General features: G+C 55.4%; 20 protein-coding genes. 14 read left to right on the plus strand and 6 right to left on the minus strand.

Annotated elements, in window-relative coordinates; all coding sequences use genetic code 11:
- Positions 1–155 precede the first annotated feature (155 nt).
- Positions 156–590, plus strand: a complete 435-nt coding sequence (locus EPE01S_RS04280; protein ID WP_062743431.1) for a DoxX family protein — start codon at positions 156–158, stop codon at positions 588–590.
- Between the two features lie 86 nt (positions 591–676).
- Here the strand turns inward: EPE01S_RS04280 and EPE01S_RS04285 are convergent, their stop codons facing one another.
- Positions 677–2,002 carry an MFS transporter gene (locus tag EPE01S_RS04285; RefSeq protein ID WP_062743432.1) on the minus strand — a complete coding sequence of 442 codons (1,326 nt, stop codon included), beginning with the start codon at positions 2,000–2,002 and terminating at the stop codon, positions 677–679.
- A 346-nt stretch (positions 2,003–2,348) separates the two neighbouring features.
- On the opposite strand from EPE01S_RS04285, the gene EPE01S_RS04290 reads away from it, so the two are divergent.
- On the plus strand, positions 2,349–3,272 hold the full coding sequence (locus tag EPE01S_RS04290; protein WP_062743356.1) for a LysR substrate-binding domain-containing protein: 924 nt from the start codon (positions 2,349–2,351) through the stop codon (positions 3,270–3,272).
- Positions 3,273–3,276: 4 nt separating this feature from the next.
- Here the strand turns inward: EPE01S_RS04290 and smrA are convergent, their stop codons facing one another.
- Positions 3,277–3,837: a DNA endonuclease SmrA gene (gene smrA / locus EPE01S_RS04295; RefSeq protein ID WP_072277403.1), complete on the minus strand. Its 561-nt coding sequence runs from the start codon at positions 3,835–3,837 to the stop codon at positions 3,277–3,279.
- A 342-nt stretch (positions 3,838–4,179) separates the two neighbouring features.
- On the opposite strand from smrA, the gene fnr reads away from it, so the two are divergent.
- A complete protein-coding gene (gene fnr, locus EPE01S_RS04300) occupies positions 4,180–4,935 on the plus strand; it encodes a fumarate/nitrate reduction transcriptional regulator Fnr (RefSeq protein ID WP_062743357.1) in 756 nt (251 codons plus the stop codon).
- Positions 4,936–5,051: 116 nt separating this feature from the next.
- Positions 5,052–6,002, plus strand: a complete 951-nt coding sequence (gene uspE, locus EPE01S_RS04305; RefSeq protein WP_062743358.1) for a universal stress protein UspE — start codon at positions 5,052–5,054, stop codon at positions 6,000–6,002.
- A gap of 63 nt (positions 6,003–6,065) precedes the next feature.
- On the opposite strand, the gene EPE01S_RS04310 is transcribed toward uspE, so the two are convergent.
- Positions 6,066–7,469, minus strand: a complete 1,404-nt coding sequence (locus tag EPE01S_RS04310) for a PTS fructose transporter subunit IIC (RefSeq protein ID WP_062743359.1) — start codon at positions 7,467–7,469, stop codon at positions 6,066–6,068.
- A 277-nt stretch (positions 7,470–7,746) separates the two neighbouring features.
- On the opposite strand from EPE01S_RS04310, the gene EPE01S_RS04315 reads away from it, so the two are divergent.
- Both EPE01S_RS04315 and EPE01S_RS04320 read left to right on the plus strand, forming a co-directional pair.
- Positions 7,747–8,214, plus strand: coding sequence for a DUF2946 domain-containing protein (locus EPE01S_RS04315; RefSeq protein ID WP_244634616.1), 468 nt, complete (start codon positions 7,747–7,749; stop codon positions 8,212–8,214).
- Between the two features lie 198 nt (positions 8,215–8,412).
- Positions 8,413–8,682 (plus strand): DUF2534 family protein, encoded by a 270-nt coding sequence (locus EPE01S_RS04320; protein WP_062743361.1) that lies wholly within the window; start codon positions 8,413–8,415, stop codon positions 8,680–8,682.
- 75 nt (positions 8,683–8,757) lie between these two features.
- On the opposite strand, the gene pntB is transcribed toward EPE01S_RS04320, so the two are convergent.
- Both pntB and pntA read right to left on the minus strand, forming a co-directional pair.
- A complete protein-coding gene (gene pntB, locus EPE01S_RS04325) occupies positions 8,758–10,146 on the minus strand; it encodes a Re/Si-specific NAD(P)(+) transhydrogenase subunit beta (protein WP_062743362.1) in 1,389 nt (462 codons plus the stop codon).
- A 10-nt stretch (positions 10,147–10,156) separates the two neighbouring features.
- Positions 10,157–11,686: a Re/Si-specific NAD(P)(+) transhydrogenase subunit alpha gene (pntA, locus tag EPE01S_RS04330; protein ID WP_062743363.1), complete on the minus strand. Its 1,530-nt coding sequence runs from the start codon at positions 11,684–11,686 to the stop codon at positions 10,157–10,159.
- 517 nt (positions 11,687–12,203) lie between these two features.
- Between pntA and ydgH the strand changes: the two genes are divergently transcribed.
- Positions 12,204–13,154: a DUF1471 family protein YdgH gene (gene ydgH, locus EPE01S_RS04335; protein ID WP_062743364.1), complete on the plus strand. Its 951-nt coding sequence runs from the start codon at positions 12,204–12,206 to the stop codon at positions 13,152–13,154.
- A 208-nt stretch (positions 13,155–13,362) separates the two neighbouring features.
- Complete coding sequence (locus tag EPE01S_RS04340; RefSeq protein ID WP_062743365.1) at positions 13,363–14,754, plus strand: amino acid permease; 1,392 nt, start codon at positions 13,363–13,365, stop codon at positions 14,752–14,754.
- Positions 14,755–14,757: 3 nt separating this feature from the next.
- On the opposite strand, the gene EPE01S_RS04345 is transcribed toward EPE01S_RS04340, so the two are convergent.
- Positions 14,758–15,189 carry a hypothetical protein gene (locus EPE01S_RS04345; RefSeq protein WP_174522406.1) on the minus strand — a complete coding sequence of 144 codons (432 nt, stop codon included), beginning with the start codon at positions 15,187–15,189 and terminating at the stop codon, positions 14,758–14,760.
- A 175-nt stretch (positions 15,190–15,364) separates the two neighbouring features.
- On the opposite strand from EPE01S_RS04345, the gene rstA reads away from it, so the two are divergent.
- From rstA to EPE01S_RS04370, 6 genes are all read left to right on the plus strand, one after another.
- On the plus strand, positions 15,365–16,093 hold the full coding sequence (rstA, locus tag EPE01S_RS04350; RefSeq protein WP_062743367.1) for a two-component system response regulator RstA: 729 nt from the start codon (positions 15,365–15,367) through the stop codon (positions 16,091–16,093).
- Complete coding sequence (gene rstB, locus EPE01S_RS04355; protein ID WP_062743368.1) at positions 16,090–17,379, plus strand: two-component system sensor histidine kinase RstB; 1,290 nt, start codon at positions 16,090–16,092, stop codon at positions 17,377–17,379. Before rstA ends, rstB begins: the two co-directional genes overlap by 4 nt.
- Before the next feature lie 19 nt (positions 17,380–17,398).
- On the plus strand, positions 17,399–18,883 hold the full coding sequence (locus EPE01S_RS04360) for a carboxypeptidase M32 (protein ID WP_062743369.1): 1,485 nt from the start codon (positions 17,399–17,401) through the stop codon (positions 18,881–18,883).
- Positions 18,884–19,067: 184 nt separating this feature from the next.
- Positions 19,068–19,592 carry an acid resistance repetitive basic protein Asr gene (gene asr / locus EPE01S_RS04365; protein WP_062743370.1) on the plus strand — a complete coding sequence of 175 codons (525 nt, stop codon included), beginning with the start codon at positions 19,068–19,070 and terminating at the stop codon, positions 19,590–19,592.
- A gap of 90 nt (positions 19,593–19,682) precedes the next feature.
- Positions 19,683–19,763 (plus strand): small membrane protein YdgU, encoded by an 81-nt coding sequence (gene ydgU / locus EPE01S_RS24210; RefSeq protein ID WP_455580261.1) that lies wholly within the window; start codon positions 19,683–19,685, stop codon positions 19,761–19,763.
- Positions 19,764–19,880: 117 nt separating this feature from the next.
- Positions 19,881–20,687 carry a trypsin-like serine peptidase gene (locus EPE01S_RS04370; RefSeq protein WP_062743371.1) on the plus strand — a complete coding sequence of 269 codons (807 nt, stop codon included), beginning with the start codon at positions 19,881–19,883 and terminating at the stop codon, positions 20,685–20,687.
- Positions 20,688–20,697: the final 10 nt, after the last annotated feature.

The following is a 20,697-nucleotide window of genomic DNA, read 5'->3' on the forward strand; positions in this document are numbered from 1 at the left end:
GTATGATATCCGCGGTAATTATTTGCAGACTAAGAGAGAAAGTCCATCATGCCGTGTCATTTGCAGATTATGCTGATACAAGCACCGTTTGAACGGGTGCGATGATCGCCAGCTGCTGGCGGCAGAGTTCCGCCCTGACCTGCAAGGATCACATTATGTTTACCGCTATAAATAATGGTTTTTCCCGTCTCTGTGACCATCCGGACCTGGGCCGGCTGGTATTGCGCGTGTCACTCGGCGCACTGCTGCTGTTTCACGGTGTATTTAAAATTGAGCACGGGGTCGGCTGGATCGCCCGACTGCTGCATGCACAGGGTTTGCCCGGTTTTATTGCCTATGGCGCTTACATTGGGGAAGTACTGGCACCGGCGATGATTATTGTCGGGCTGATGACGCGCCCGGCGGCGTTTATTATTGCCGTAAATCTGGTGGTGGCGACGCTGCTGGTGAAAAGCGGTGCGGTGTGGGATCGCACCGGGGTCGGAGCCTGGGCGCTGGAAGGAGAAGCACTTTACCTCTTTGGCGCGCTGGCGGTGATGTTTCTTGGCGCAGGCCGCTTTACGCTGGTCAGTAACAGTAGTTTGCAATAGGACGGGCTGACCGGGAAAAAGGCCAGCCACAGACGCTGCAGGGGGCGACCTTTTTATTCGGTCGCCCGGTGCACCCAAATGCTTCTTCAGCTTACCCGCTGGTAGCCGTAGCGGTATTTTGCCACCAGCATCAGCGTAGTCAGCACGGCCGGGATGGCCAGGAAGGAGAAGACGTCGGTGATATTCCAGCCAAGCGACAGCATTTGCGCCCCGGCAAAGGCACTGAGGATGGCGCCGATGCGCCCCACGCCATGCATCCAGCTGGATCCGGTGGCCCGCGCATGGGTCGGATAGTAGCTGGCTGACAGCGCATTCATCCCGGTATTGGCTCCGTTGAGACAAAAACCGCTGCAGAACGCCACCCCGCCCAGCACCCAGACTTCAGCGGGCGCATAACCGATACAGACGGTAGCTATCGCACCGGTGAAATAGATCGCCGCCAGCGCCAGGTTGGCATTAAAACGGTCCATCATCCAGCCCGCAAACAGCGAACCCACCGTTCCGCCCGCCTGATACATGGCGGTCACCAGCGCGGCCTGTGTCACCGTCATGCCCACGTCTTTCACCAGCGATGGCAGCCACGAGCCAATCAGGTAGACCAGGAACAGCCCCATAAAATAGCTGCCCCACAGCATCAGGCTGCCAAACAGATAGCGCCGCGACACCACAATCTTGACGGCCCCTTCACTGCTCGCGGCCTCACTGCGGATGAACACGCTATTTTCATCCACGTGTCCCGGGTGCATTTTCTCCACGATCTGGCGGATCCGGGCTGTCGGGTGGTTGCGGGCAATCATAAAGCGCACAGACTCGGGTAAACCACGCAGCAGCAGCGGTACCAGCATCAACGGCAGCACGCCGCCCATGATCAGCACCGCGTGCCAGCCATAGTTGGGGATCAGCCATGAGGCCGCGAAGCCCCCGGTGGCGGCACCAAAGGTAAAGCCACAGAACACGACGGTGATGAGAAAAGCGCGGCGGCGCTCAGGGGAGTATTCCGCCACCAGCGTGCCGACGTTCGGCATCGCCGCCCCCAGCCCCAGCCCGGTGAGGAAGCGGAAAAGCATCATCTGATCCAGGTTTTGCGAGAACGCCGTGGCCAGCGTCCATAAGCCGAAGAAAAAGACGCTGCTGATAATAATGACGCGACGACCGAAGCGGTCGGCCAGGGGGCCGGCCACCATGGCCCCCAGCGCCAGGCCAATCAGCGCCGCACTGATCACTGCGCCAAGCTGATGGTTGCTTACCCCCCAGGCACTTTTCAGCGCAGGGGCAATAAAGCCCATCAGGGCGATATCCATACCATCCATGGCAACAACGGCAAAACTCAGGGCGATAATGCGTTTCTGATAACGACTCAATGTGCCCTGATTAATCAACGTACGGATATCGATGGCTGCGGTACTGTCCACTTCGCGCTCCATAACAGGCAGTATTAACCCCTGGCGGATAACGATTAGCGCAAAGGTTGGTAGAAAAAGTGTCGGTTATCATAACGGATTGTTATGCAATACTCCTGGGAAAATATGCCTGTCTTGCGCAAAACCCTGCCCCAGCTAAGCCCCCTTTTCTCCGGGAGTTTTCCCCCTTTTGGGTGGGGGATTAATAATCACTGCGTATGGTGCGCATCAGTTATTCCTACCAGAAGTAATGGATACGCCTTAAAACACGCTAAATGTTAATCAAATTTTGCAATAAGGTTAACAAAACAATCACTGAGATCTTGCCAGTCTGTCCGGGCCGTTATTACTCTGCTGTATGGACAAAAAATATCAGTTTAATCAGCGTATTCGGCTGCGCCATTTACATACCTTCGTCGCCGTTGCGCAACAGGGGACGCTGGGGCGTGCCGCTGAAACCCTGTCTCTCAGTCAGCCCGCACTATCGAAAACCCTGAACGAGCTGGAAGAGCTGGCTGGCGTGCGGCTGTTCGAACGCGGCCGTCTGGGCGCGCAGCTGACCACCATGGGAGAACAGTTTCTCACCCACGCGGTGCGTATTCTGGATGCGTTAAACCACGCCGGACAGTCGTTTACGCTGCCGCAGGAAAAATCGCCGGAAGTGATGCGCCTCGGGGTGCTGACCACAGTGGCGCTCGGCATGTTGCCTTCCATTCTTCATCGTTTTCATCAGCAGCAGCCGCAGGCCATTATTCAGGTCGCGACCTTACACAACAATGTCCTGATTGCGGCGATCAAAGCGGGGGAATTTGACGTCGGTATTGGCCGTATGGCCGATCCCGGGCTGATGACCGGGCTGACCTATGAACTGCTGTTTCTGGAGTCATTGCGCCTGGTCGTGCGGCCGGATCATCCGCTTTTAAGTGACAACGTCACGCTGTCGAAGGCCCTCTCCTGGCCGGTGGTGATCTCTCCCGAAGGCACGGCACCGCGCCGTCTCGCTGAGGCGATGCTGAAAGAGCAGGGCTGCGTGCTGCCGGGCACACTGGTGGAAACCTCTTCAACCTCACTGGCCCGTCAACTGGCACTGCGTTATGACTATGTGTGGTTCGTGCCGTCGGGGGCCATCAAAGAGGACTTACTGCACCATTCGCTTGCCGCGCTGCCGGTTGCTTCACACGGGCCGGGGGAAGCTATCGGGATCATGACCCGCTCTGGCGAGAAGCTGACCCTCAGCGCCGAGATCCTGCTGGCGACCATCCGTAAATCACACGCCGGATAATCTCTCAGCGGCTACGTTTGGCATGGCGCTCACGATTTTCCTGCCGGGCCTGATCGTTTTTTCGCAGGCCCACATAACATGCTCCGCTGCCTCCGTCCTGCGGCGCGGCACAGCAAAAGGCCTGCACCTCCTCAAACTGCGGCAGCCAGCGCATCAGATAGCTGCGTATCACATTGGCATGTGAGCGGTCATCCCGCCCTTTACCATGAACGATCAGCAGATTCCTCAGTCCCTCATGGGAGGTCTGGCGTATAAACAGATAGAGAGACTGGCGGCACTGCTCGACGGAGTGGCGGAGTAAATTCAGGGTCGCCTCCGGCGGATATTTCCCCTGAGACAGTTTGTCCAAGACGCCTTGCTGGATCCCTTCTGCTCTGAATTCCAGCGGCACCGTCAACGGCACGATATCCAGCAGGCCAGTGGTCAGCGGATTATCCCACTGGATATCCGTCGATACGGCCGTTTTCGACGTCGGGGGTTTCAGCCACAGCGTGCTGTCACAGTCTTTCAGCGGCCTGACGTCCTCCATCGCTTGTAGAAACAGTGATTGCTCATCAAGTTTGATGGTCATCATTCGCCCTCTTTCTCTTCACGTATATGGCGCAGAAACGGTGTCGTTGCCGGAGTGAGTTTAGCAAAAAAGTGCCTTTATCATCAGCTCCCCCTACAGGCACAGATCGGTAAGAGCACTTTATTGATTTGATTAAAAAAGTGAGAGTACGTTTAATTCTTCCCTGAAAAATACGAATCTTCCGATCGCGAGGTTATTTTTTACACAAATTTCACAACAGTTTAATTAATAAATAACGTCCACATATTTATTGTGCCTAAAACAAGTCAGATGAGTTCCCTTGACCCGGTGAAAAGTGCTAAATTGATGTCAGTCAATTATCATCGAGCGTACACTATGATTCCGGAAAAGCGAATTATCACAAGACGCATACAATCGGGTGGCTGCGCCATTCACTGCCAGGATTGCAGCATCAGTCAGCTTTGTATCCCCTTCACGCTTAACGAGCACGAGCTGGACCAGCTCGATAACATCATTGAGCGTAAAAAACCGATTCAAAAAGGGCAAACCCTGTTTAAAGCCGGTGACGAATTACGTTCCCTTTATGCGATTCGCTCCGGAACCATAAAAAGTTACACCATCACCGAACAGGGTGATGAGCAGATTACCGGCTTCCATCTGGCGGGCGACCTGGTCGGTTTTGACGCCATCAGCGGCAGTCAACACCCCAGCTTTGCTCAGGCACTGGAAACGGCGATGGTCTGTGAAATTCCCTTTGAAACCCTCGACGATCTCTCAGGCAAAATGCCCAGTCTGCGTCAGCAGATGATGCGTCTGATGAGCGGTGAGATTAAAGGCGACCAGGAAATGATCCTGTTGCTGTCGAAGAAAAATGCGGAAGAGCGTCTGGCCGCCTTTATCTACGGCCTGTCACGTCGCTTTGGTCAGCGCGGATTCTCACAGCGAGAGTTTCGTCTGACCATGACCCGTGGTGATATCGGTAATTACCTGGGGTTAACGGTGGAAACCATTAGTCGCCTGCTGGGCCGCTTCCAGAAAAGTGGGATGCTGGCAGTAAAAGGCAAATATATCACCATCGAAAATCATGAAATCCTTTCAGAGCTTGCGGGCCAGAGCCACACTGCCGCCTGATGGCTGCCGGATCAATATTTCTTATTTTATTGATCCGGCAACAACTTTTTCCTTTCTTCCTTTAGAGCGATTGGGCTATCTTTAAACTGACACGCTCAGTGTAAGGAGAAACCGTTATGGCTCAGTATCAAAACATTCTGGTAGCAATCGATCCGCAACAGGACGACCAGCCCGCTCTTCGCCGCGCTGTCTACCTTAATCAGCGTCTTGGCGGTAAAATTACCTGTTTCCTCCCCATTTACGACTTCTCCTACGAGATGACCACGCTGTTATCGCCTGATGAGCGGGTGACCATGCGGAAAGGGGTCATCAGTCAACGTACAGAGTGGATCCGCGAACAGGCACAGGCTTATCTCGCCGCCGGTGTTCAGATTGATATTAAAGTGATCTGGCACAATCGCCCTTTCGAAGCGATCATCCTGGAAGTGCTGAACAACAAACACGATCTGGTTATCAAGATGGCTCACCAGCACGACCGGTTGCAGTCGGTGGTGTTTACCCCGACAGACTGGCACCTGCTGCGCAAATGCCCGTGCCCCGTTTGGATGGTTAAGGATCAGGTGTGGCCAGAGGGAGGCAAAGCCGTGGTGGCGGTTAACCTGGCCAGTGAAGAACCCCATCACGATCCGTTAAACAGTAAACTGGTGAAAGAGACCCTGGCGCTGGCCGAGCGGGTCAACCATACGGAAGTCCATCTTGTCGGCGCCTATCCTGTCACCCCAATCAATATTGCAATTGAACTCCCGGACTTTGACCCCAGCGTCTATAACGACGCCATCCGGGGACAGCATCTGGTCGCGATGAAAGCACTTCGTCAGTCGTTCTCCATCGATGAAAAGTTTACCCACGTTGAAAAAGGGCTGCCTGAAGAGGTGATTCCTGAACTGGCTGCACATCTTGACGCCGGCGTTGTCGTGCTGGGTACCATCGGCCGTACTGGCCTGTCGGCGGCATTTTTAGGTAATACGGCCGAACAGGTTATCGATCACCTGCGCTGCGATCTGCTGGCCATTAAGCCTGACGGGTTTGTCTCCCCCGTTGAGCTTGACGATGATGAAGAGGATTAACCTGCCGTCCTGATGGGGCAAACCTGCCAGACAGGTTCGCCCCTTTTCTCCCTTCCCTCCCCCTTATGATGCCGTCACCTCTGTCACATCCTTTTTCAGGAACCACAGGATCACGGCCGTCAGCAGTGACCCCGCCGCGATCGCCAGCAGATAGGCCGCCAGGTTGGCGATCACGTTAGGAATAAACATGACAAAAATCCCGCCGTGAGGCGCGCGTGAGGCACAGCCCATTGCCATTGACAACGCCCCGGCCAGGCCTGAACCCGCCACAATAGCCGGGATCACCCGCAGCGGATCCGATACGGCGTAGGGAATGGCCCCTTCGGTGATAAATGACAGCCCGAGGATCCACGTCACCTTTCCGGTTTCACGTTCGCTGCGGCTGAATTTATGCCGGAAAAGCACGGTAGCCAGGGCAATTCCCAGCGGGGGCACCATCCCCGCGGCCATACAGGCGGCGATCGGGCCATAGATGCCGCTGGACATCAGGCCGATGGCAAACATGCAGACGGTTTTATTTAGCGGGCCGCCCATATCAAAGGCGACCATCATGCCAAACAGCAGGCCGAGGATAGCGGAGTTAGTCTGCCCCAGAGCATTGAGGAAAGTGGTCAGCCAGCCCAGCAGCAGCTTAATCGGCTCTCCGATCAGCCAGACCATTAACACTCCAGTGATCAGTACGCTGAGCAGCGGCACAATCAGAATTGGTTTCAGACCGGCCACCGCCTGCGGCAGGCGGATATGGCGGACGATCAGCAGCGTCACATAGCCCGCAATAAATCCGGCCAGAAGCGCACCGAGAAAGCCCGAACCGGTATGGATGGCCATCATCCCGCCCACCGCCCCGGAGACAATGCCCATTTTACCGCTGATCGACTGGCTGATCCCCAGGGATAAAATCGGCAGCATCAGCGCAAAGGCCGATCCGCCGCCAATATCAGATAACATTTTTGCGATGGGGCTGAAATGCGCATCACCCGGCGTGGCAGCGGTAATGCCAAAGGAGAAGCTGAGGGCAATCAGGATCCCCCCCGCAACGACAAACGGGATCATCAGATTGACGCCAGTGATCAGATGCACATAGAACGTGGCGTACCAGCGCGTGCCATGGGTCACCGGCACTACATCCCCCTCCTGTGTGGGCGCGGCCTGCCGGTGTGGAATCAGTTCGCCGGTGGTGATCGCGTTCAGCAGGCCTTCGGCGTCTCTGGCCGCACGGGCAACCGGGACCTCAACAATGTTTTTATCCTGAAAACGCGCCATATCCACTTTTTTATCGGCGGCGATCAGAACAATATCTGCGGCAGCAATATCATCCGGGCTGAGAATATATTTGCTTTCAATGGCACCCTGCGTTTCAACTCGCAGGGACAGACCCAGTTTTCTGGCGGCTTTTTTTAAATTACTTTCGGCCAGATAAGTATGGGCCACCCCGGTAGGACAGGCGGTGATGGCGATAATATTCATGGGTATTCTCCGGTAACAAGTAAATAACTCACGGTTCCGGCCGGAGTCTTATCTAACCAGAGGGTGAAAGGGAAAACACTACCAAACCCTGTCCCGGGATCGGGACAAACCCTGTACTACGAGGCAGCAATATTTGCTGTCTTGAATCTTCACTCAATGCTGAAAAGCGTGGCAGAAAATAAGCGCTGACCTGGGCGTGACGAATAATGATCGTTAACATTCCTTGGGAAAATCGCTACACTCTCGCCACCTTTTGATTCTGCTCTGGGTTGACTGTTTGGTCTCATTGTATCGCCTGTCGCAGCGCCGGATACCTGCACTGATCGCTATGTTAGCGGTCCTGTTGCTGTTTATTGCTCCGGATATCTCTCAAACGCTGGAGCATCAGCGGATGTCTGCGTCGGTGGCCTCAGTGAACCCTGCGCTGATGACCATGCATGATATGCCCATGGGCACCCTGTCCCATGACGGTATGCCCCTCCTGCACGCTCACCCGTCCTCCGCTGAACAGGGAGTGCCTTTGGTAATGCCCGGTGGCGGGGGAATGATGGATGATTTCGCCTGCGGCTACTGCCAGCTACTGGTGCATTTACCCTTACTGCTGTACCTGTTTATTCCGTTAATCTGGCTGCTGTTTCGCCTGGCCTCACCGGCACCCGCAGCGCGATACAGTTCCTGGTTTGCGTCCGCTTTTTTCCCCGGCCTGTCACAGCCACGTGCCCCACCCGGCTGCTGTTCGTCGTGATAACGGCGTGCAGAACGTCATCCGCAGTGCCCGTTACGGTTGCGCACAGGGGGATCATTTCCTCTCTGTCAGGCAGTCCACGGGCTGCGCTACAATACCCACCTGCAAACCGCCGAAACCCGGATTAATCCATCAGGCGGGTGGGGATGGGCAAAAAGCGAAGATTACATTTCAGGAAATCGTACAGGAGTACACACCATGTCATTATTCCCTCCCGGCAAGAAACGCCGGAATTTCTTTATCGCCCAGGCCTGTCTGTGGGTCTGCGTGGCGATTGTGATGACCAAAGCGATCATTGGTGGAGCCATTGAAGAGTACAACATGCCCTTCTCGACGTGGCCGGTTGAACTGTATGTCTCTGAGTTCTTCATGATCATGATCTACAGTTCCGTTTTCACCCTGCTGCTCTCTATCCCACTGTGGTACTGGTTTATCGGCGAGCAGGAGCCTGAAAACAAGAAAGGCTGATCACCGTCGGCGATCAGCCTTGTCATGGGCGACCTTTTCTTCCGGTCGCCCTGTTTTTTCACCCTGTCAGCGCAATTATAACGCCTTCAGAATCGCTTCTACGGTCGCTTTCGCATCACCGAACAGCATCTGCGTATTCTCTTTAAAGAACAGTGGGTTCTGTACGCCAGCATAGCCGGTATTCATTGAACGCTTAAACACCACCACATTCTGCGCTTTCCACACTTCCAGCACCGGCATACCGGCGATAGGGCTGCGGGGATCTTCCTGCGCCGCCGGGTTGACGGTGTCATTCGCGCCGATGACCAGCACCGTATCGGTATCGCTGAAATCGTCGTTGATCTCATCCATTTCCAGCACGATGTCATACGGTACTTTGGCTTCCGCCAGCAGCACGTTCATATGGCCAGGCAGACGCCCGGCCACCGGGTGAATACCGAAACGCACCTTAATGCCGCGCTCACGCAGTCTGGCGGTAATTTCAGCCACCGGATACTGCGCCTGCGCCACCGCCATACCATAGCCCGGCGTGATAATCACCGAGGTGGAATTTTTCAGCAGTTCTGCGGTGCCTGCGGCGTCGATTTCACGATAATCCCCCATCTCCTCGCTTTCACCGGTCGAACTGCTGTCAGTGCCAAAACCTCCGGCAATGACGCTGAAGAACGAACGGTTCATCGCCTTACACATAATGTAGGAGAGAATGGCACCGCTGGAGCCGACCAGTGCCCCGGTGACAATCAGCAGATCATTGCTGAGCATAAAGCCCGCGGCCGCGGCTGCCCAACCGGAGTAAGAGTTCAGCATAGACACCACTACCGGCATATCCGCACCGCCTATGGATGCCACCAGATGCCAGCCAAAGGCCAGCGCGATCAGCGTCATCACGATCAGGGCAAACGTCTGCGTCCCCACGCTGTCGGTACGCACAAAGATGATCAGCAACGCGAATGAGACCACCAGAGCCAGCAGGTTCAGCCTGTGGCGATGCGGCAGCGCCAGCGGTTTTGATGAAATTTTGCCGCACAGCTTGCCAAACGCCACGATAGAACCGGTAAAGGTCACCGCCCCGATAAAGATGCCAATAAAGATTTCAGTCAGGTGAATATTTTCCATCACCGGCAGCAGTCCCGGGCCGTGGTCAAGATAGCTGTTAAAGCCTACCAGCACCGCCGCCAGCCCGACAAAGCTGTGCAGCATCGCGACCAGCTCGGGCATTTCGGTCATTTCTACTTTTTTCGCCAGACGAATACCGATAGCACCGCCAATCACCATAGCCAGCAGGATCCAGGCGACGTTGCCGGTCTCCGGGCCAAAGATGGTGACGACCAGCGCCAGCGCCATTCCACTGATGCCAAAAATATTCCCCTGCTTCGAGGTTTCATGCTTAGACAACCCGGCAAGGCTGCAAATAAACAGGATCGCAGCAATGATATAGGCTGCAGTCACTAATCCGCCAGACATGGACTACCTCTCAGTTTTTACGGAACATTTTCAGCATACGCTGGGTGACGGTGAAGCCGCCGAAGATATTGATGCTGGCAATCAGCACGGCCACAAAGGACAGGAAGCTGACCCAGCCGCCATGGCCAATCTGCAACACTGCGCCGACGACGATAATGCCGGAGATAGCATTAGTCACCGACATCAGCGGCGTATGCAGCGCATGGCTGACATTCCACACCACGTAGTAACCGACGACGCAGGAGAGCGCAAACACGGTAAAGTGCGACAGGAACTCAGGCGGAGCCACATTAGCCAGCCAGCCAAACAGCACAATGGCCAGCACGATCAGGCCATATTTGCGTAGCGGCGACACAGGCTTCTCTGCCGGTTTTTCCACCGGCCCAGCCGCTTTGGCCGCCTTTGGCGCAGCAGACACCTGAATCGGCGGCGCAGGCCAGGTGATTTCGCCATCGCGGATCACCGTCACGCCACGAATCACCACATCATCAAAGTCGATGGTGATCTCGCCGTTTTTTTCTTTACACAGCAGCTTCATCAGGTTGACCAGGTTGGTGCCATAAAGCTGTGAAGACTGGGTTGGCAGACGGCTTGGCAAATCGGTATAACCAATGATTTTTACGCCGTTGGGGCTGGTGGTAATGGTATCCGCGACAGTCAGCTCACAGTTACCGCCGTTTTGTGCCGCCAGATCGACGATCACACTCCCCGGTTTCATGGATGCCACCATCTCGGCCGTAATCAGCGTCGGCGCAGGTTTCCCCGGGATCAGCGCGGTGGTGACAATAATATCGACCTCCTCCGCCTGGGCGGCAAAGAGTGCCATCTCAGCCTTAATAAAGGCCTCTGACATCACCTTGGCATAACCGTCGCCGCTGCCTGCCTCTTCCTCAAAGTCCAGCTCAAGGAATTCGGCACCCATACTCTGCACCTGTTCTTTGACTTCTGGGCGGGTATCAAAGGCTCGCACGATGGCCCCCAGACTGCGTCCGGCACCAATGGCGGCGAGACCGGCCACGCCCGCACCGATCACCATGACTTTCGCCGGCGGCACTTTACCGGCGGCGGTAATCTGCCCGGTGAAGAAACGGCCAAACTCATGCGCCGCTTCAACGATCGCACGATAACCGGCGATATTCGCCATGGAACTCAGCGCATCCAGAGACTGGGCACGGGAGATACGCGGCACGGCATCCATGGACATCACGGTGACGTTACGCGCCGCCAGCTTAGCCAGCAGCTCGGGATTTTGTGCCGGCCAGATAAAGCTGACCAGGGTGCTTCCGGCGCGTGTCAGCGCGATTTCTTCGTCGGTTGGCGCGTTGACCTTCAGAATAATGTCGGACTGCCAGACCGTCACCGGGTCGGTGATGGTGGCTCCGGCAGCCTCAAACGCTGCATCTTCAAAACTGGCCAGCTTACCTGCGCCGCTTTCCACAGCTACGCTGAAGCCCAGGGCAATGAGCTGCTCTACCGTTTTCGGTGTGGCAGCCGCACGGGCTTCGTTAGGTAACCGCTCTTTGGTGATACCAATAAGCATAATCTTCCCTTTCTTCAGAGAGTACGAAGGTGTGTTCTCCTGTTTCCGGCCTTTATGGCCGAAACACAGCCTGTTTCAAACTGCTAATAACCTACTGAATATACGTAATTCGATCCAGCCGCAGAGGGGGCGTTCGACGACTAACCTATAAAAATTCAGTTCTTACCCCTGCAAGCGATATATTGAGCCTGAATCAAGGGGTTTCGAGCGCATAACGTGCTACGATAAAATTTAACAATTTAAGATTTTTCACAGTAAAAAACATTGATTAACAAAGCGTTAACGTTATAAGTGTTAGCATTTACCACCTTAAGTGGTAAATAAAAGAATAGCGACACGATTCAGCCAGATTTCTTACTTATTCTGAAATCAGGAATGGGGCTGGCGCGCATTCCACACAAAATGGCTGAGACAGCGAACATTATTACATGTAATAATCATCCGCTAATCTGTTACACATCAAGAGTCCAGCACGTTTTCGTACTCATTTTTTGCGTAAGGCGAAGGATTAATTTTTATGAAGCTGAAGAACACCATTCTGGCATCAGCCCTGTTATCACTCACGGCGCTCTCCGCTCATGCAGCACAGGAACTGACGCCGGAGAAAGCCGCTGCGCTGAAACCGTTTGATCGGATCACCATTAACGGACGTTTCAATGCCCTGTATGAGGCCAGTGACGCCGTATCGAAACGTGCTGATGCGCTGGGAGCCGCCTCCTACTACATTCAGGGTATCAATGATACTAACGGCAATGGCGGCAACTGGAATGTGACCGCTGACCTCTATCGTGCCGATGCCCCTGCTGCGCCAAAAAACAAAGATCGCATTATCAACGGCGTGCGCGAGCTGACCAAATCAGAAGCCTTCACCCTTGAGCCTTACGATACCGTCAGCGCGAGCGGCTTCTTCCGTAGCCAGCCTGACGTGAATGACGCCATCACCCGGGCAGCAAAAGAGAAAGGCGCGGCCTCCTTCTTTATCGTGCGTCAGATTGACACGAACAGCGGTGGCAATCAGATGATCACCGCCTATATCTATAAGTCAGATGCGCCTAAACGTCAGGTCCAGTCTCCTGACCTGATCCCGGCCGACTCTGAAGCCGGTAAAGCGGCGCTGGCGGCGGGCGGTGCGGCGGCGAAGAACGTCGAAATTCCGGGCGTCGCCTCCAATGAGTCACCGAGCAAAAATGTCGGACGCTTCTACGAGACGCAGAGTTCCACCGGGAAACGTTATACGGTGACGACGCCTGACGGCAAAAGCGTGCAGGAAGTGAATGCGATTACGGCCGCGCAGATGCAGCCGTATGATAGCGTGACCTTCACCGGCCACTTCAGCACGCCGACGGAGGTTTCTGAAGAAGTAGGCCGCCGTGCGATTGCCAAAGGCGCCAAGTACTATCATGTCACCCGTCAGTGGTCCAGCCAGAACGGCGGCAACCTGACCGTGTCGGCCGATCTCTTCAAGTAAGTCTTTTTTCAGGGCAGCGCATTGCTGCCCTGTCATTCTGAATAATCCCCGTCTGAATTTGCATAGTAAGTCATTGCATCCTGCCGCCGCTGTCCGTAAAATCCCCCGCCACTTTCAGGCGTTTCGTTGCCTTTTTTGACCTGACATCCTGAGTTAAATCCAACATGGTCGTTACAACTGGTATTTTATTCTGTAACCGGAGTTTTTTTTGGACAAAAAGTTAGGTCTCACCGCGCTGACGGCGCTGGTACTCAGCTCAATGCTTGGTGCGGGGGTATTCAGCCTGCCGCAAAATATGGCGGCGGTCGCCAGCCCGGCCGCACTGCTGACTGGCTGGGCGATCACCGGTGTCGGGATTGTCCTGCTGGCACTGGCCATGCTGCTACTCAGTCGCTTAAAGCCCGAACTGGATGGGGGCATTTTCACCTATGCTCAGGCGGGGTTTGGTGAGCTGATTGGTTTTTGCTCAGCGTGGGGATACTGGCTTTGCGCGGTGATCGCCAACGTCTCCTACCTGGTCATTGTCTTTTCGGCCATGAGCTTTTTCACCGATTCGCCGGGTCACGTGATTTTTGGTGACGGCAATACCTGGCAGGCTATTCTTGCGGCCTCGGTGCTGCTGTGGCTGGTGCACGGCCTGGTGCTGCGCGGCGTTCAGACGGCAGCCAGTATTAATCTGGTCGCTACGCTGGGTAAACTGCTGCCGCTGGGGTTGTTCGTCCTGCTGGCCATTGCCGCTTTCCACTACGACCGCTTCTCCTTTGATTTCACCGGTCTGGCGCTGGGTAAACCCGTCTGGCAACAGGTGAAAGACACCATGCTTATCACCCTGTGGGTGTTTATCGGGATTGAGGGGGCGGTGGTGGTTTCCTCCCGCGCCAGAAACCGCCGTGACGTTGGCCGTGCCACGCTGCTCGCGGTCAGCGCCGCGCTGGTGATTTACCTGCTGGTCACCCTGCTGTCACTCGGTATTGTCCCGCGTGCCGAACTTGCAGAAATGCGTAACCCCTCGATGGCCGGTCTGATGACCTCGCTGATTGGCCACTGGGGTAATCTGATCATTGTCGGTGGGCTGATTCTCTCCGTCTGCGGCGCCTATCTCAGCTGGACGATTATGGCGGCAGAAGTCCCGCTGGTGGCCGCGCTGCATGGGGCATTCCCTCGCGCACTGAGCCGTCAGAATGAACGCGGTGCCCCTGCGGCCTCGCTGTGGCTGACCAACGGCTGCGTGCAGGTGTGTCTGATCCTGATCTGGCTGACGGGTTCTGATTACAATACGTTGCTGACGATCGCCTCTGAAATGATCCTCGTGCCGTACCTGCTGGTGGGGGCCTATCTGTTTAAAGTGGCGCGCCATTTACATAAACCGGGCGCCATGATGATTGCGGTGGGGGCCAGCGTCTATGGGCTGTGGCTGCTGTATGCTTCCGGGCCTGTGCATCTGCTGCTGTCTGTGGTGCTGTACACGCCGGGTATGGCGCTGTTCGTCTTTGCCCGGCGCGGAGGGCGCGGCGAAACGGCCCTGCTGAAAAGGGAAAAAATAATGATGGTCATGCTGGGGGTGGCCGCGCTTCCCGCCGTATGGATACTGGTCCGCTGAGGATCAGTGTGCCAGCAGCGGGAGCATGACGCTCAGTCGTTCGTCCCGCTGCTCAAGATCGACCGGCCGGGCGTACTCCTGACGGATCGCGATAAGCTGGGTTTCTGACAGGGGATAAGGCAGCTGGATATCAAACGCTTCAATCTGCTGCTGATGCGCCAGGGTAATCAACCGGGCAATATTTATCTCATCGCTGACCTGAGTCGAAATAATTTGCAGCGCCAGATCTTTTAACGGGGCTTCAGACGCCTGGGGTTCGCTGGAGGGTTTGCGGGTAATCATACCAAAAAAGGGGATCACCCCATAAATAGCGTCGACGAAGCTCCAGCGTTTCTTACAGGACGCGGACAGGAATTCGATGTAGTTGAGGCAGATGCGATCACTGTACTGTGCTGAAGCCAGCTTCTCTTCTGACACTCTCTTCTCCTTATCCATTCGACTTAAGCCCCCCCTTGCAGCGGGTTGAAGGGTACGCCTTCGCAGGCGGGGAATATAATGACATATCCGGCCAGGATTGTACTACATTCCCCCTACTATTTAACGCGGATTAATGGTCGTTATGCTCAGGAAAGGATAAGCTGTCGTTCTCTTTAGCCAGATAATCAGCCCAATGAACAAAATTGTATTTGTTGAAGACGATCAGGATGTCGGTGAACTGATTGCTGCCTATCTGGGGCGGCATGACATTGATGTTATTGTTGAAAATCGTGGCGATCGCGCAGAAGAAACCATCGCTGCGGCTAACCCCGATCTGGTGATGCTGGACATCATGCTGCCCGGTAAGGACGGCATGACGCTGTGCCGGGATTTACGCACGCGCCACAGCTGGACAGGGCCGATTGTGCTGCTCACCTCGCTCGACAGCGACATGAACCATATCCTGTCGCTGGAAATGGGCGCAAACGACTATATTCTCAAGACCACGCCACCGGCGGTACTGCTGGCGCGTCTGCGTTTGCATCTGCGTCAGGCAGGGGTCAGCGGACAAAATGAAGAGATTGCGCCAGGTATTGCCGGGCAGAAAGCCCTGCGCTTCGGTACCCTGAGTATCGATCCGATTAACCGTCAGGTGATGCTGTCAGAGGAGATCGTTGCCCTGTCAACGGCGGATTTCGACCTGCTGTGGGAGCTGGCCACCCACGCCGGCTCTATTCTCAACCGCGACGCGCTGCTGAAAACCCTGCGCGGCGTTACCTACGACGGGATGGACCGCAGCATCGACGTGGCCATCTCCCGCCTGCGTAAAAAGCTGCTCGACAGTGCCACAGAGCCTTACCGGATTAAAACCATCCGTAATAAAGGCTACCTGTTCGCGCCACACGCCTGGGATGCGCAATGAAAAAACTGTTTATTCAGTTTTACCTTCTGCTGTTCGTCTGCTTCCTGGTGATGGCCATGCTGGTCGGACTGGTTTATAAATTCACCGCCGAACGTGCCGGCAGACAGTCGATGGACGATTTAATGAAAAGCTCGCTGTATCTGATGCGCAGCGAGTTGCGTGAAATTCCGCCGCGCGACTGGAATAAAACCATTGATAATCTCGACCTCAATCTGTCGTTTAAGCTGCACATTGAGCCGATGAGTAAATATCAGCTTGATCCCGGAACGCTGCATCGTCTGCGCTCGGGCGAGATCGTGGCGCTGGATGATGAATATACCTTCCTGCAGCATATTCCCCGCAGCCACTACGTTCTGGCAGTGGGGCCCATCCCCTATCTGTTTTATCTGCATGAAATGCGCATCCTCGACATCGCCCTGCTGGCCTTTATCGGCATTTCGCTGGCCCTGCCGGTGTTTATCTGGATGCGTCCGCACTGGCAGGACATGCTAAAACTGGAAAACGCCGCGCAGCGGTTCGGCCAGGGGCATCTGGATGAGCGCATACATTTTGACAGTGCTTCCAGCCTGCTGCGCCTGGGCGTGGCGTTTAATCAGATGGCCGATAATATCAACACCCTGGTCGCCAGTAAGAAACAGCTTATCGACGGGATAGCCCATGAGCTGCGCACTCCGCTGGTACGCCTGCGCTATCGCCTGGAGATGAGTGATAATCTTACCGTGGCAGAATCTGCCGCGCTGAACCGGGATATCGGCCAGCTGGAATCGCTGATCGAAGAACTGCTGACCTATGCCCGCCTTGACCGGCCGCAGGTTAATCTCAATTTACAAACGCTGGATCTCGCCCGCTGGTTAGACGAACGGCTGGAGGATATCCGCTCCGTTCATCCGGAATTTGATATTGTCCTGGAAACGCCGCAACGCGAAAATATCGGCGTGGCCGACACCCGCCTGATGGAGCGCGTGCTGGATAATCTGGTCAATAATGCCCTGCGTTACGCCAGTCAGCGGCTGCGGGCCAGCCTGTGGTTTGACGGCGAGATGGCCTGTCTGCAGGTGGAAGATGACGGCCCGGGTATTCCCCTGGATGAACGTCAGCGCGTATTTGAGCCTTTTGTTCGCCTCGACCCCAGCCGCGATCGTGCCACGGGCGGCTGTGGGCTGGGCCTGGCGATTGTCCACTCGATAGCCCAGGCCTTTGGCGGCTATGTCACCATCGACAGCAGCCCGCTTGGGGGGGCCAGCGTGCGTTTCTGCTGGCCGGTGACCCCTGATCTCCACTCTTAATCCGTTAATAAGGAATTCTATGTCTTCTGCCTATGCCAACCTGACACGTACCTTCCAGCGCCTCTCCCGCTTTGGCCATCTTTCTGCTATTGCCGGATGGGATATGATGACCATGATGCCTGCCGGCGGCAGTCAGGCACGCGGGGAAGCCCTGGCCGAACTGAGCGTGCTGCGTCATGAGATCCTGACGGCAAAAGAGGTGGGTCTCTGGCTGCAACAGGCACAGCAGGAAGATCTGGATGATGTGGCACAGGCTAACCTGTTTGAGATGCAACGTGCCTGGCAGCAGGCTTCCCTGCTGCCTGCGTCACTGGTTGAAGCCAAATCCATTGCCGGATCGCGCTGTGAACATGCCTGGCGCACACAGCGTCCGGCAAATGACTGGACGGGGTTTGCCGCCAATCTGAAAGCGGTGGTCAAACTCAGCCGCGAGGAAGCGGAGATCCGCGCTCAGGCCAGCGGCCATTCCCGCTATGATGCCCTGCTGGACGTATTCGAGCCCGGTATGACCAGCGATAAGCTGGATAAAACCTTTGGCGACCTTAAGCAGTGGTTGCCTGACCTGCTGCAAAAGATCGTGGATCAGCAGGCGGGCGAAAAAGTTGACCGCCCGGCCGGCCCCTTCCCGCTGGCCTCGCAGCAGGCGCTCGGTCTGGCCATTATGCAGCAGCTGGGCTTTGACTTTAATGCCGGTCGTCTGGATATCAGCGCCCATCCCTTCTGCGGTGGTGTGCCGCAGGATGTGCGTATTACCACCCGCTACAAAGAAGACGAGTTCATCAGCGCCATGATGGGGGTGATCCATGAAACCGGTCATGCCCGCTATGAGCAAAATCTGCCGAAGCAGTGGGCTGATCAGCCCGTATCGCTGGCACGCTCAACGGCAATTCATGAGTCGCAGAGCCTGTTCTTTGAAAAACAGCTGGGCCGCAGTCCGGCATTTCTCAGCCTGATCCGCCCTCAGGTACAGCAGTTGCTCGGCGACAGCCCGGCGCTGAAGGAAGACAACTTCATTGCGCTGAATCAGCGTGTTAAACCCGGACTGATCCGTGTTGATGCGGATGAAGTGAGTTATCCGGCGCATATCATTCTGCGCTATGAAATTGAACGTGCTCTGATTGCCGGCGAGATAGAGGTAGACGATATTCCGGCGCTGTGGGATGAGAAAATGCTGGCGTTGCTGGGTCTGGACACCCGGGGTAATTATCGCGACGGCTGTATGCAGGACATTCACTGGACTGATGGTGCGTTCGGCTACTTCCCGACGTATACGCTGGGGGCAATGTATGCGGCACAGCTGTTCCAGGCCCTGAAGCGCGCTATTCCTCAGGTGGACGAGCAGATCCGCCAGGGCGATCTGCAGCCGGTGTTTCACTGGTTACAGCAAAATATCTGGCAGCATGGCAGCCGTTTCAGCACCCGTCAGCTGATGGAAAATGCCACCGGAGAAGATCTGAATCCGCACTATTTCCGCCAGCATCTGGAAAGCCGCTACCTGAAATAACCGGGAATTTACCCCACCCCCTGTGCAGCCCGTACAGGGGGAGATACCCTCCTCTGCTCGCTTGTACAATCGGTTACACGCCGATACCAATCACTCACGGAAAGCCCTCGCTGATTCCCTTATAGTCTTTTCACCGGCCCCAGAGTGGGCTGACACCTGAACTAAACACCTTGAGGGTTTTGCAATGAAAAAATTATTTGCTCTGGTTGTCGCTGCTACAATGGGTCTGTCTTCTGTTGCTTTCGCTGCTGATACAACGGCTGCACCTGCTGCTACCGCTGCACCGTCTGCTGCTACTACCACGACAACGGCTCCAGCTCCAGCGAAAGCCTCTGTTAAACACACCAAGCATGTGAAAACGCATAAAAAAGCTGCTGCCCAGAAAGCTCAGGCCGCTAAAAAACATCACAAAGCGAAAAAAGCAGCCGACCAGAAAGCTCAGGCGGCTAAAAAGCACCACAAAGCCGCTAAAAAACCTGTCGCACAGAATGCTCAGGCCGCTAAAAAACACCACAAAGCGGCCACCAAGCCGGTAGCACAGAAAGCTCAGGCCGCTAAAAAGCATCACAAAGCGGCCACCAAACCAGCTGCACAGAAAGCTCAGGCCGCTAAAAAGCACCACAAAGCCGCTAAAAAACCTGTTGCACAGAAAGCGCAGGCTGCTAAAAAACACCACAAAGCTGTAAAGAAAACCGCACCTAAAGCGTAAGACAGACGGACGGGGTGCCCGCCACCCCACGCACATGAATTAACTTAAACACCCGGTCTTACCGGGTGTTTCTTTAAGGAGTTTCGGATGATGGTGCGTCGCTATTTATTCGAAATCATTCTGACTGTTATGATTATCTGTGGGCTGATTGCCGCCAGTTTTTACTTATAATGGTGGCGTGTAGTGTGCTGATATTTCATATTAATCTCCCTTTTCCAGCACTATCCGTCTATAGTTACGTCTCTAAGATAAATACTGATATCCACGCTTTTTCAGCCTGAGAAAAATATGCGTCTGACCGCTGTGTTATTGATGGGTTGCCTGGCTTTTTCGTTTTACACACACGCTGATGATGATGAGCGGAGCGCCGCCGACACGAAAACGTTGTTCTTCGGTCAGGACGATCGCCTGCCGGTCCGTGATACCGCCTCCGCCCCCTGGGAAGCGATTGGTCAACTGGAAACCGCCAGCGGTAACCTGTGCAGTGCCACGCTGATCGCCCCTCACCTGGCTCTGACGGCGGGACACTGCCTGCTGGCCCCGCCAGGCAAACTGGACAAGGCCGTGGCGCTGCGTTTTATTTCCAGCGAAAAGGCGGGTTGGCGTTACGAGATCCATGACATTGAAGCCCGGGTTGACCCGGCTCTGGGGAAAAAACTGAAAGCTGACGGTGATGGCTGGATCGTCCCCGCTTCTGCTGCCCCCTACGATTTCGGTCTTATCATTCTGCGTAACCCGCCATCGGGTATTACGCCTGTACCGCTGTTTTCCGGTTCGCGAAAAGATCTCACTGCCGCGTTAAAAATTGCAGAGCGACGGGTGACACAAGCGGGTTATCCGGAAGATCATCTTGATACGCTCTACTCTCACAGCGACTGCCTGATCACCGGCTGGGCACAAAAAACCGTCCTGTCGCATCAGTGCGATACCCTGCCTGGCGACAGTGGTTCCCCGCTGCTGTTAAAAGTGGATGGCGAGTGGCAGTTGATTGCGGTGCAAAGTTCGGCCCCGGCAGCCAAAGACCGCTATCTGGCGGACAACCGCGCTATCGCCGTGACCGCGTTCCGGGACAGTCTGGAAGCGCTGGCACAGTAAAAGACGCGGG

The sequence above is a fragment of the Erwinia persicina NBRC 102418 genome, from assembly GCF_001571305.1.
Lineage (GTDB): Bacteria > Pseudomonadota > Gammaproteobacteria > Enterobacterales > Enterobacteriaceae > Erwinia > Erwinia persicina.